The following is a 12,354-nucleotide window of genomic DNA, read 5'->3' on the forward strand; positions in this document are numbered from 1 at the left end:
GATTCCTGTTGCCGCCGCTGGCTCCGTCAGTGTGCCCGGGTGTCCCCATGAAATTCGAAGCCCCTGTTCTCCGAATCGCGCGGGCCTGCTCGCTCGTGCTCGGTGCCTTCCTGCTGTTGCTGTCGGGGACCGCGTCCGCGCAGCCCGTGTCCGTCTCGCTCGTGGGGTCCGTGAAGGACGCACTGAGCTGCCCGGTAGGGGATACGGCCTGCGCCGGGGCGCTCCTGTCCTTCGACGCGGGGGACGGCGTCTGGCAGGGCTCCTTCCCCCTCAAGGCCGGCACCTGGACGTTCCGCGCCGCCGAGGACGATGGCGCGGGCACCCTCACCATCTACGGCCGGGGGGCCGCGCTCGGAGGCCCCGAGGTCATCCTGCACCTCGCCACGGACAGCACCGTCAGGTTCTTCTACGACCCCAAGAGCCACTGGATTACCAGCAACCGCAACGCGGTGATCGTCACCGCGCCCGGCTCCTTCCAGAGCGAGCTGGGCTGCCCCGCGAGCAACCCCGAGGGAACTCCCCCGGCCAACGGTGACTGGCAGCCGGGGTGCCTGCGCTCGTGGCTCAAGGACATCGACGGAGATGGCATCTACACCTTCTCCACGGTGCTCCCGGCGGGCTCCTACCAGGTGAAGGCCACCATCAACGAGAGCTGGGACGAGAACTACGGTGCGGGAGGTGTCCCGAATGGTGCCGACATCGCCTTCACCGTGCCGGCGGGCGGCGCGCTGGTGCACTTCCAGTACAACGCCACCTCCCACGTCCTGACGGCGGTGCCCGAGGGCGCTCCGAGGGGCTCCATCGCGCTGGCCCGGGCGTACTGGGTGTCCACGAACCTGCTCGTCTGGGAGCCCGGCGTCGCCGAGGACCGGTCGAACCTCCGCTTCAAGCTGCACCATGACCCCAACGGGGCGATGACCCTGGGGCTCGATGGCATCTCGGGTGGGAAGCCGCTTCCCCTCTCGCTGGAGCCCCTGGGGCTGCCGCCGCACATCGCCGTGAAGTTCCCGCACCTGGCCGGCAAGCCGGTGCTGCGCATCTCCGAGACGGACCTCGTCGAGGTGAAGGACATCCTCGAGGGACAGATTGCCCTGTCCGCCACGGACCTCGAGGGCCGGCCGCTGGATGCCACCTCCGTGCAGCTCCCGGGCGTGCTGGACGAGTTGTACACCTACGAGGGGAAGCTCGGCGTCACCTGGAGCGGCACCGGCGTGCCCACGATGCGGGTGTGGGCGCCCACCGCCCGGAAGGTGACGCTGCACCTGTTCCCGAACGTCACTCCCACGCAGCCCCGGGGGGCGGGCGAGGTCCCGGTGCTCATGAACCACGACCCCTCCACGGGCGTCTGGAGCTACACCGGCGATCCCAGCTGGAAGGGGATGTTCTACCTCTACGAGGTGGAGGTGTACGCCCGCTCCGAGAACAAGGTGGTGAAGAACTTCGTCACCGACCCGTACTCGCTCGGCCTGTCCATGAACAGCCGGTTCAGCCAGCTGGTGAACCTGGAGGACCCGGCGCTCGCGCCCGAGGGATGGAATGCACTGGCGAAGCCTCCGCTGGCCGCGCCCGAGGACATCTCGCTCTACGAGCTGCACGTGCGTGACTTCAGCATCAACGACCCGTCCGTGCCGCTGGCGGAGCGGGGCACGTTCGCCGCCTTCGCCCGGAGCGGCTCCAACGGCATGCTGCACCTGAAGCGCCTGGCCTCGCACGGCCTGACGCACGTGCACCTGCTGCCCGTGTTCGACATCTCCTCCGTCGAGGAGGACCGCTCGAAGCACCAGGTGCCCGCGGGCGACCTGGGCTCGATGGCTCCCGGCTCCGACCAGCAGCAGGCCGCGGTGAACGCGGTGCGCGACCAGGATGGATTCAACTGGGGCTATGACCCGTACCACTACACGGTGCCCGAGGGCAGCTACTCGGCCAGTCCCCACGGGTCCGCGCGCATCCGCGAGTTCCGCGGCATGGTGAAGGGGCTCTCCGACGCCGGCCTGCGCGTGGTGATGGACGTGGTCTACAACCACACCACGGCCTCGGGACAGAGTGACGTGTCGGTGCTCGACAGGGTGGTGCCCGGCTACTACCACCGCCTCAACGCGGACGGGAACGTCGAGACGAGCACCTGCTGCCAGAACACGGCCTCCGAGCACGCCATGTTCGAGAAGCTGATGGTGGACTCGCTCGTCACGTGGGCGAAGCACTACAAGGTGGATGGCTTCCGCTTCGACCTGATGGGCCACCACATGAAGGCCAACGTGCTGAAGGTCCGGAGCGCCCTCGACACGCTCACCCTGGAGAAGGACGGGGTGGAGGGCTCGAGAATCTACCTGTACGGCGAGGGCTGGAACTTCGGCGAGGTGTCGGACGGCCAGCGTGGCGTGAACGCGACGCAGCTGAACATGGCGGGCACGGGCATTGGCACGTTCAGCGACCGTCTGCGTGACGCGGCTCGCGGCGGCGGCCCCTTCAGCGGCCTGCAGGAGCAGGGCTTCATCAGCGGCCTTTGGTACGAGCCCAACGGCACGCCCCAGGGCAGCTCCGAGGACCAGCGCGGGAAGCTGCTGCACTACGCGGACCTCATCCGCGTGGGCCTGGCCGGCAACCTGCGCGACTACGAGTTCGTCAACAAGAACGGCGACACCGTGAGGGGCTCGTGGGTGGACTACAACGGGCAGCCGGCCGGCTACACGGTGGACCCGCAGGAGGTCATCACCTACGCCTCGGCGCACGACAACGAGACGCTGTTCGACACCGTCCAGTTGAAGGCGGCTCCGGGTGCCAGTGTCGATGCGCGTGCGCGCATGCACAACATGGGCTTGAGCCTGGTGGGGCTCGGCCAGGGCATCCCGTTCTTCCACGCGGGCGATGAGATGCTTCGCTCCAAGTCGCTGGACCGCAACAGCTACAACTCGGGCGACTGGTTCAACAAGCTCGACTTCACCTACGCGTCCAACAACTGGGGCGTGGGCCTGCCGCCGGCCGGTGACAACGGGAGCCAGTGGTCCATCATGGGGCCGCTGCTCGGCAGGCCGGAGCTGAAACCCGGCTCGGCGCAGATCACCCGCACGCTCGACCACTTCGAGGAGGTGCTGGCCATCCGTAAGAGCGCGGCCCTGTTCCGCCTGCGCACGGCCGGGGACATCCAGGCGAAGCTGCGTTTCCTCAACACCGGCGCGTCGCAGATTCCCGGCCTCATCGTCATGAACCTCCGGGACGAGCTGGCCGCGGACGGCATCACGGACATCGTGGTGCTCTTCAACGCCAACGACGAGCAGCAGGAGTTCCGCATCCCCGAGTACGCGTGCCGCCTGCTGGCGCTGCACCCCGAGCAGGTGGCCTCGACGGATCCGATCGTCCGGGGTTCCCAGTTCGTCGCGTCGACGGGGAGCTTCATCGTTCCCGGACGGACCACGGCGGTGTTCGTGAACGAGCGGAGCGGTGGCCTGCCCGAGGGCTGCCTCGACGGCGGCACGGGCGATGGCGGGATGGAGCCCGATGGGGGTGACCTCGATGGGGGCATGGCGCCCGATGCGGGAACGGACGTTGACGCGGGGACGCCGGTGGATGGTGGCACCGACGTTGACGCGGGCACCGACATCGACGCGGGCTCGCCGGTGGATGCAGGCACCGACGTCGATGCAGGCACGGACCTCGACGCGGGTTCGCCAGTCGATGCGGGCACTGGTCCCGACGCGGGCACGGACCCGGGCGAGGGTGACGCCGGTACAGACCCCGATGCGGGCACGGACCCGGGTGACGGCGACGCGGGCACGATTCCGGGCAACGACGCGGGCGTCACTCCCGATGCGGGGACGGGCAACGGTGGCGGTCATGGCGGGGGCTGTGGGGGCTGCGCTGGTACTGGCGGTGATGCCTTCGGCACACTGTCGTTGCTCCTCGGCGGCCTGCTGTGGTCTCGGCGCCGCCGGTCCCTGCCGTAGGACGTACACAACAGTCGGACCAGTTGCTCCCGAGCGCGGCCGGAACGTCCTCCCCCGGGCAGGATGACCCCAACGCGGGGTCATTCCGTACGCTCGTGATTCCACCGCCGCGCACAGTGGGGTAGAGGGGCGGGCATGGACGAGAAGACGCTCACCCGACTGCTCGAGCAGGTGAAGGGCGGCAAGGTCTCGGTGGATGACGCCGTGGGCCAGCTGAAGGATCTGCCGTTCGCCGAGCTCGGCTATGCCACCGTGGACACCCACCGAAGCCTGCGCTTCGGCTTTCCCGAGGTGGTGCTCGGCGAGCCGAAGACGGCGGAGCAGGTGCTGGGCATCGTGGGCAAGCTGGTGGAGCGCAAGCAGCCGGTGCTGGTGACGCGGTTGCAGCCGGACAAGGCCGAGGCGCTCCTGGCCGCCTTCCCCAAGGGCGAGTACCACTCGATGGCGCGCATCTTCCATTTGAAGCAGGGCAAGCCGAAGGCGGGGAAGGTGTCGGTGGTGACGGCGGGGACGAGCGACATCCCGGTGGCGGAGGAAGCGGCCATCACGGCGGAGGCGATGGGGGCCACGGTGAAGCGCGTGTACGACGTGGGGGTGGCGGGCCTCCACCGGCTATTGCGGCGGCGCGAGGAGATTCAAGACGCGCACGCGGTGGTGGTGGTGGCGGGCATGGAGGGGGCGCTGGCGAGCGTGGTGGGTGGGCTGGTGGGCATTCCGGTGGTGGCGGTGCCCACGTCGGTGGGCTACGGGGCCAACTTCGGGGGCGTGTCCGCGCTGCTGACGATGGTGAACTCGTGCGCCTCCAACGTGGCGACGATGAACATCGACAACGGCTTCGGAGGCGGCTTCTACGCGGCGCTGATCTCGCGCACCAAGGGCCAGCGCTGAGCCAACAACCCTGAGCGAATATCCCCTCTCCCCCCGGGAGAGGGACGGGGTGAGGGTATCCGGCCCCGTGGGAGAACCAACCGTGCGCAAGATTCTCTACCTGGAGCCCGTGGGCGGCATCGCGGGGGACATGTTCCTGGCGGCGGGAGTGGACCTCGGCGTGACGCCGGAGGCCATTGCCCGGGCGCTGAGTGGGCTGAATGTGCCGGGCTGGAAGCTGGCGGTGAGCCGGGCGGTGCGGCATGCCATCAGTGGCACGCACCTGGACGTGGTGCTGGACGAGCGCGAGGCGCACCCGCACCGGGCATACTCGGACATCCGGCAGCTCATCGAGGCGGCGGACACGCTGTCACCGCGGGCGAAGGAGCGGGCGCTGGCGGTGTTCCGGGCCATCGGCGAGGCCGAGGCGAAGGTGCACGGGGTGTCCATCGACGCCATCCACTTCCACGAGGTGGGGGCGGTGGACTCCATCGTGGACATCTGCGGGGCGGCGGTGGTGTTGGATCTGCTGGGAGACCCGGAGGTGTACTCAGCGCCGCCGCCGCTGGGGAGCGGAACCATCCGGGTGGCGCACGGGAACATGCCCATTCCGGTGCCGGCGACGCTGGAGTTGCTCCGGGACGTGCCGGTGCGCTTCGAGGGCGTGGGCGAGCTGACGACGCCGACGGGGGCGGCGCTGCTGAAGGTGCTGGCGCGCATCGGCCAGCCGCCGCCGGACTTCATCGTGGAGCGCATCGGCTACGGGGTGGGGACGAAGGACTTCAAGGACAGGCCCAACGTGCTGCGCGCGGCCATGGGCCGGGCGGAGGCACGGGCCGAGGGCCTCTGGGTGGTGGAGGCCAACCTGGACGACAGCACGCCGCAGTTGCTCGGGTACCTGCTGGAGCACGTGCTCGGGAAGGGCGCGCTGGACGCCTGGGTGGTGCCGGCGACGATGAAGAAGGCGCGGCCGGGGCACGTGCTGAGCGTGCTGGTGGAAGGGGGCAAGAAGGAGACGGTGGTGGACACGCTGATGCGCGAGTCCACCACGCTCGGGGTGCGTTCCTACGCGGTGGAGCGCACGGCGCTGGAGCGCGACTGGGTGGAAGTGGAGACGCCGTGGGGCAAGGTGCGGGTGAAGCGCGGCCTGCGCAACGGCGTGGTGCTCAATGCCCACCCCGAGTTCGAGGATTGCCGCAAGGTGGCCGAGGCCGCCGGAGTGCCGCTCAAGCAGGTGATGGCGGCTGCGCTGGCGGCGCTCAGTTCGGCGCGGTGAGTCTGTCCAGCACCAGGCCGAGGAAGCTGCTCTCACCGTGGAAGGCCCAGCCCAGGTGCGTCTTGCATTCGGCGCACATGGCGTACTGCCAGACGAAGCCAGGGAACCAGCTCGCCTCGGCGGTGGGCGGGCCGGCGACGAGACAGCCCTCGGCCCGCGCGAAGCAACCGAAGTGGAAGACGAACCCGGACGGATTGACGCGGGTATGCGTGGAGCGGCCGTTGACGGTGGTGCGGTCCCGCTCGCGGGTGATGACGTGGCCGCAGCGCGCGCAGCACAGCGGTGTCTCCGGTTCACGCGTCTCCGTCGTATCCTCGGCCTGGCGGGCGGGCGTGGCCTCGGCGGGAGCGGCGGGGCTGTCCTTCTTGAACCACCGTGCTCCAGGGGGCTGTCGTGGCCAGGGGGACGGATTCATGACGCGGCGAGTCTCCTCGACTGCTCTTGCCCATGCTCGGGGCGGGATGCAAGGCCGGGCCCGCGTGGTATGTCCGCCGCGCGAGTGGGAGGGCGATCGCCTGGCTCTGAACGAACACGTACCGCTGGAGGTCTCCAGCGTCACCAAGGTGTACCCCGGCGGCGTCCAGGCGCTCGACCAGGTGAGCTTCCGGATTTCGCCCGGGGAGCGGGCGTGCCTGCTCGGCCCCAATGGCGCGGGGAAGACGACCCTCATCCGCCTGCTCACCGGCGCACTGCGGCCCTCGTCCGGGCGGGTGAGCCTCTTCGGGCTCGGCGTTGAGGACCCCAGCTTCCTCCAGGCCAAGCGGCGCGTGGGCATCGTCCCCCAGTCTCCGGGCATGTACCGGGACCTCACGGTGGATGACTTCCTCCAATTGGTGCGCGACCTGTACGGCAGCGGGAACATCCCCGAGGTGGTGGAGGCCTTTGGCCTGGCGCCCTTCCGCACGCGGCGGATGGCGGAGTTGTCCGGCGGCATGCAGCGCCGGTTGTCCATGGCCGCCGCGCTCGTGTCCTCGCCGGAGGTGCTGCTGCTGGACGAGCCCACGGTGGGGTTGGATCCGGTGGCCACGCGCGAGGTGCACACCTTCCTGCGCAAGGTGATGCCGGGCCGCACGGTACTGCTGTGCACGCACAACCTGGCCGAGGCCGAGGCGCTCTGCGAGAGCGCGGTCATCCTCCGTCAGGGCAAGGTGCTGCTGCACGAGCGCATCGCCACGCTGCGCCAGCGCATCCAACCCGTGCTCGTGCTTCGCGCCACCCAGGGACCCGAGCGGCTGGCCGAGGCGCTCACGGGACAGGGCCTCGCGTTCACGCACGAGGCGGAGGCGGTGCACGTGCACGTGGTGGATGCGGAGGCCCAGGCGCCCGGGTTGCTGCGCCACCTGCTCGGCGCGGGGCTGGACGTGTACGAGTGCCGCGTCGTGACGCCGAGCCTCGAGGACCTGTTCCTGGAAGTCGTGGGGGCGAACGATGCTCGCGCGTGAGGTGCGCATCCTCTTCCGCAAGGAGTGGCGCCAGTTGGTGCGCAGCCGCGGCGCGATGCTCACGGCGCTGCTGTTGCCCATCATCCTGCTGGTCATCGTCCCGGGGCTGCAGATGCTCGGGATGAAGATGGGGGCCGCGAAGCCGGTGAACCTCCCTCCCGGTGTGACGCTGCCCCCGGGGATGCGGGAGCTCGTGGACGATCCCGTGGCGATGATGCGGGCCATGATGGTCCCCTTCGTCGCGCTCGGCGGGCTCATCGTGCCCTCGGTGACGGCCAGCTACATCCTCATCACCGAGCGCGAGTCCCGCACGCTCGAGTTACTGGTGGCGCTGCCCGTGCGCGTGGGGCAGATATTGCTCGCCAAGCTGCTGGCCCTGCTCACGCTGGCCTCGCTCGTCACGCTGGTGCTCTTCTCCGTGGACGCCGTGCTCATCATCGGGCTGGGCATCGGCTCGCCCGGTTTCGTGCTGGCCCTGCTGGCGGTGCTGCTGACGTCGCTGACCTTCTCCACCACCAGCGCGCTGCTCGTCAGCCTGCTGGCGCGTGACTTCCGCACGGCCAACAACATCAACGGGCTGCTGATCGGCCCCACCATCCTCGTCTGCTTCGCCGTCACGCTGGTGGTGCCGGGCCCCTCCCTCTCCTCGCTACTGCTCGCGGCGCTGTTCGCGGTAGGGTCCGGGGCCGCCACCTTCGTGGCCATGAAGGTGGTCACCTTCGAGCGTCTGCTGCGTTGAATCCCCCCTGGAAGCCCATGCTCCCCACCCTCATCACCGACCTGAACTTCGAGCCGTTGGACCTCGCGCTCACCGAGCCCTTCGCCATCGCCACCGGGGCGCCCACCATGGCGAACAACGTGCTCATCCGGCTGACGCTGGCGGACGGCACGGTGGGCCTGGGCGAGTCCGCGCCCCTCACGGCGGTGTCGGGCGAGACGCAGGCGAGCACGCTCGAGGCGCTCCGCTCCGTGCGTCAAGCGGTGCTCGGGAAGGACGCGCGCGGCTGGCGTCCGCTCGCGGCGCTGTTGGGCGAGGCCCTGCCGGGGGCTCCCTCGGCGCGCTGCGGCCTGGAGCTGGCGTTGCTGGACGCGTTGGGCCGGCACTACCGGATGCCGCTGTTCGCCTTCTTCGGCGGGGCGGGCACGGGGCTGGACATCGACATGACGGTGACGGCCGGTGACGAGGCGCACGCGGCGTCCTCGGCCCGGGCGATCATCGCGAGGGGCATCCGCACCATCAAGGTAAAGGTGGGGGCGCTGTCGGCGGAGGAGGACGTGCGGCGCATGGTCATCATCCGCCGCGAGGCGCCCGGTGCGCGGCTGTTCGCGGACGCCAACGGGGGCTACACGGTGGCGCAGTCGCGCGCCTTCCTCTCGGGACTGGAGGCCGAGGGGGTGCCGCTGGCGCTCTTCGAGCAGCCGGTGCCACGCGAGGACTGGGAGGGCATGGCGGAGCTGACGCGCTCGTCGCGGGTGCCCATCTGCGCGGACGAGTCGGCGCGCTCGGCGAAGGACGTGCTGCGTCTGGCGCGCGAGGGTGGGGCGCACGGCATCAACCTCAAGTTGATGAAGAGTGGCGTGGTGGAGTCGCTGGCCATGTGGAACCTGGCGCGTGCCTCGGGCATGGAGCTGATGATGGGCGGCATGGTGGAGAGCACCCTGGCCATGAGCAGCGCGGCGCACTTCGCCGCCGGGTTGGGCGGTTTCGACTACGCGGACCTGGACACGCACCTCTTCATCCGCGAGCACTCCTTCCGTGGCGGCCTGCGTATGCAGGACGGGCGGGTGGACATCGGCCACGTCCAGGCGGGCCACGGCGTGGACCTGGATTGAGCGAGCCGGGCTCCTGTGCCAGGGTGGCTCGTACCGGCGGTGTGAGCCGGGCAGGGGAGACGGCATGTTGGACGCACTCGTGGTGGGAGCCGGGCCCACGGGCCTGACGATGGCCTCGGAGCTGGCGCGGCATGGCCTGCGGTGCCGGCTGGTGGAGCAGCTCGAGGCGCCCTCGGTGCTGTCGCGCGCGTTGGCGGTGCAGGCGCGCACGCTCGAGGTCTTCGACGACTTCGGCATCGCCGAGCAGGCGCTCGCGCGGGGGCGCAAGACCGAGGCCTTCAACGTGGTGGGCGCGGGAGGCGTGCGCACGCGAGTGCCCATGCAGGCCTTCTCGTGGTTGGAGACGCGCTTCCCCTTCATCTTCATGTTGCCGCAGGACGCCACCGAGGCGCTGCTCACCGAGTACCTGGGCACCTTGGGGGTGAAGGTGGAGCGGGGCCTGACGCTGGAGGATTTCCGGCAGGACGCGGACGGCGTGGAGGCCACGCTGAAGCGGGCGGAGGGGGGAGTGGAGCGGGTGAAGGCGCGTTGGCTGCTGGGGTGTGACGGCGCGCGCAGCCGGGTGCGCAAGGGGGCGGGCATCCCCTTCGAGGGCGAGACGTATGACGACGCGTGCGTGCTGGCGGACGTGCGCGTGGAGTGGCCGCTGGGGCAGGGGGAGCTGGTCCTCATGCCGTCCATGCACGGCGTGGTGGGGGCCTTCCCCATGCCGGGGGAGTACCGCTACCGGCTGTTCTGCATCATGCCGAGGGACATGCTCCCGGAGGGCGACGAGACGACGCCCCTCACGCTGGAGGAGATGCAGCGCATCCTGGAGCGCATGTCGAACGTGCCGGTGCGTGTGAGCGAGCCGCGCTGGTTGACGCGCTACCGGCTGCACCGCCGGGGCGTGCCGCGCTACCGGCAGGGCCGGGTGTTCCTCGCGGGGGACGCGGCGCACATCCACAGCCCGGCGGGAGGGCAGGGGATGAACACGGGCATCCAGGATGCGTACAACCTCGCCTGGAAGCTGGCGCTCGTGAGCAAGGGGCGTGCGCCGGAGTCGCTGCTCGACACCTACGAGCTGGAGCGGCATCCGGTGGGGCAGACGTTGCTGAAGGGGACGGATCGGCTCTTTGGCCTCATGGCTCAGGGAGGGACCCCTTCCCGGTTGCTGCGGACGTACGTGGTGCCCCGGGTGGCGAAGAGGGTGCTTGGGGGCTCCTACACACAGCGGCTCATGGCGCGTTTCGTCACGCAGCTCGCCATCCATTACAGGCGCAGCCCGCTGGCCACCGAGCGCATCTGGGGCGAGGAGGTGGGCGGCGTGCGGTTGGAGGAGGGCCCCGCGCCCGGGGAGCGTGTGCCGGAGCTGCCGGTGAAGGGGGAGGGGGTGGAGCGCCTGCACGAGGTACTGCGCGGCCCCCAGCACACGCTGCTGCTGTTCACCGGGCTGAAGCCCGAGGCGAAGGCGCGGAGCGGGCTGGTGGCGCTCGCGAGGCGGTTGGAGGAGGCGTATGGGCCGCTGCTGAGGGCGCGCGTGGTGGTGGCGGGAGAGGGAACGCCGGGGCCCTTCGTGCTGGCCGATGGGGAAGGGGCGTTGCATCGACGCTTCGGGGCGGGGGCGGAGTGCTTCTACCTGGTCCGGCCGGACGGGTATGTGGGGCACCGGGAGAGGCCCATCGAGCCGAAGCGGCTGGAAGCGGAGCTCGCCCGGCGGATGGGTCCACCCGGAGCGGGCGGCGAGAAGCGCGTCGCGAGCTGAAACACCCTCTCCCTTTGGGAGAGGGCTGGGGTGAGGGTCTTCCTGCCGTCAGGAGCACAAAAGTCCGGTGCTCTTGCTTGCCTGGCGGGTTTCACTGGTCACCGGTGACGAGTGGAATGGACCTGAGGCAATCCACTCGTCACCGGTGACGAGTGGAATGAGAGCGACGGGTTTCACTTGTCACCGGTGACAAGCGGAATGGCCTCGGTGCGTTTCACTTGTCACCGGTGACAAGCGGAATGGATCCGGCGCAATCCACTGGTCACCGGTGACAAGCGGAATGGCCTCGGTGCGTTTCACTGGTCACCGGTGACGAGTGGAATGGGTCCGGCCGGAGTCTTCTCAGCCCTGGGCTTCTCGCGCCGGAGTCCGCGCGGAGGCGCCGGCGCCCAGCAGCGTGCGCCACGCGGTGGCCAGGAGGATGATGGCGCCGCCCACCAGGGCCCACGGTCCAGGCCGCTCCCCGGCGAGGAGGAAGGTCCACACGGGGTTGAGCACGGGCTCGATCAGGATGAGCAGCGAGGCCTCCACCGCGGGTGTCTCGCGCAGGCCGCGATGGAAGAGCGTATAGGCGAGGCCGAGCTGGAATACGCCGAGGAACAGGAGCAGCCCGGCATCCAGGGCCGTGGGCGTGGGACCACCGAGCGAGGGCACCAGGACGCTGAAGCCCGCGATGAGGTTGCCCCACACGAGCACGGACGATCCCTCCTCGCCCACCGCGCGCAGCCCGAGAATGGCCATGGCGAACGCAACGCCCGAGCCCAGGGCAATCACATTGCCCCAGAGCTGCCCGGGCGCGAGTTGATCCAGGAAGAAGAGGCTCAGGCCGAGCAGGAACACGGGGACGGCGGCGAGCTCACCGCGCGAGGGGCGCTCGCGCAGCACGAGCGGGGACAGGAGCAGCACGTAGAGCGGCGCGGTGTCCTGCAGGAAGATGGCGTTGGCGGAGGTGGTGAGCTTGTTGGCGATGATGAACGACACCACCGTGACGGCGTAGGCCAGCGCGGCCACGAGCCCTCTCCGGGAGGGGAGCTTGCGGCCGGCGGGGAAGGCGAGCGCGAGCACCAGCGCCGCGATGAGCGAGCGGCCAGAGGCGATCTGCCAGGCCGTCAGGGAGCAGAGCTTCACGGCGGCGCCGGCGGTGGACCAGAGCACGGCGGCGGCGAGCAGGTAGAGGCGGGAGCGAACCATGGGACGCGCGGGTGACTCATATGCCGGTCACCCGGGGAAAGCCACCCGCGCGGGCGCGTT

The 12,354-nt window shown here is 70.0% G+C and carries 9 protein-coding genes; 7 read left to right on the forward strand and 2 right to left on the reverse strand.

Annotated features, from left to right (window positions below; all coding sequences use genetic code 11):
* Positions 1 to 47 precede the first annotated feature (47 nt).
* From pulA to larC, 3 genes are all read left to right on the forward strand, one after another.
* Complete coding sequence (gene pulA, locus BO221_RS35640) at positions 48 to 3,941, forward strand: pullulanase-type alpha-1,6-glucosidase (RefSeq protein WP_143195880.1); 3,894 nt, start codon at positions 48 to 50, stop codon at positions 3,939 to 3,941.
* A 135-nt stretch (positions 3,942 to 4,076) separates the two neighbouring features.
* The gene (gene larB / locus BO221_RS35645) at positions 4,077 to 4,829 is read left to right on the forward strand and encodes a nickel pincer cofactor biosynthesis protein LarB (RefSeq protein ID WP_073565321.1); all 753 of its coding nucleotides are present in this window, start codon (positions 4,077 to 4,079) and stop codon (positions 4,827 to 4,829) included.
* A gap of 82 nt (positions 4,830 to 4,911) precedes the next feature.
* The gene (larC, locus tag BO221_RS35650) at positions 4,912 to 6,084 is read left to right on the forward strand and encodes a nickel pincer cofactor biosynthesis protein LarC (protein ID WP_073565322.1); all 1,173 of its coding nucleotides are present in this window, start codon (positions 4,912 to 4,914) and stop codon (positions 6,082 to 6,084) included.
* Here larC and BO221_RS55065 read toward each other — a convergent pair.
* Positions 6,068 to 6,499: a cereblon family protein gene (locus BO221_RS55065; RefSeq protein ID WP_073565323.1), complete on the reverse strand. Its 432-nt coding sequence runs from the start codon at positions 6,497 to 6,499 to the stop codon at positions 6,068 to 6,070. The genes larC and BO221_RS55065 overlap by 17 nt on opposite strands.
* Between BO221_RS55065 and BO221_RS35660 the strand changes: the two genes are divergently transcribed.
* The 4 genes from BO221_RS35660 (at position 6,498) to BO221_RS35675 (ending at position 11,103) form a co-directional block, all read left to right on the forward strand.
* Positions 6,498 to 7,526, forward strand: a complete 1,029-nt coding sequence (locus tag BO221_RS35660) for an ABC transporter ATP-binding protein (protein WP_158079967.1) — start codon at positions 6,498 to 6,500, stop codon at positions 7,524 to 7,526. The genes BO221_RS55065 and BO221_RS35660 overlap by 2 nt on opposite strands.
* Positions 7,513 to 8,265, forward strand: a complete 753-nt coding sequence (locus BO221_RS35665; RefSeq protein ID WP_073565325.1) for an ABC transporter permease subunit — start codon at positions 7,513 to 7,515, stop codon at positions 8,263 to 8,265. The genes BO221_RS35660 and BO221_RS35665 overlap by 14 nt, the downstream gene beginning before the upstream one ends.
* A 17-nt stretch (positions 8,266 to 8,282) precedes the next feature.
* The gene (locus BO221_RS35670) at positions 8,283 to 9,359 is read left to right on the forward strand and encodes a dipeptide epimerase (protein ID WP_073565326.1); all 1,077 of its coding nucleotides are present in this window, start codon (positions 8,283 to 8,285) and stop codon (positions 9,357 to 9,359) included.
* Between the two features lie 64 nt (positions 9,360 to 9,423).
* A complete protein-coding gene (locus BO221_RS35675; RefSeq protein WP_073565327.1) occupies positions 9,424 to 11,103 on the forward strand; it encodes an FAD-dependent monooxygenase in 1,680 nt (559 codons plus the stop codon).
* 342 nt (positions 11,104 to 11,445) lie between these two features.
* Here the strand turns inward: BO221_RS35675 and BO221_RS35680 are convergent, their stop codons facing one another.
* On the reverse strand, positions 11,446 to 12,294 hold the full coding sequence (locus BO221_RS35680; RefSeq protein ID WP_073565328.1) for a DMT family transporter: 849 nt from the start codon (positions 12,292 to 12,294) through the stop codon (positions 11,446 to 11,448).
* Between the last annotated feature and the right edge of the window lie 60 nt (positions 12,295 to 12,354).

Origin of the sequence: Archangium sp. Cb G35, from assembly GCF_001896145.1 — a bacterium.
GTDB classification, from domain to species: Bacteria; Myxococcota; Myxococcia; order Myxococcales; family Myxococcaceae; genus Archangium; species Archangium violaceum.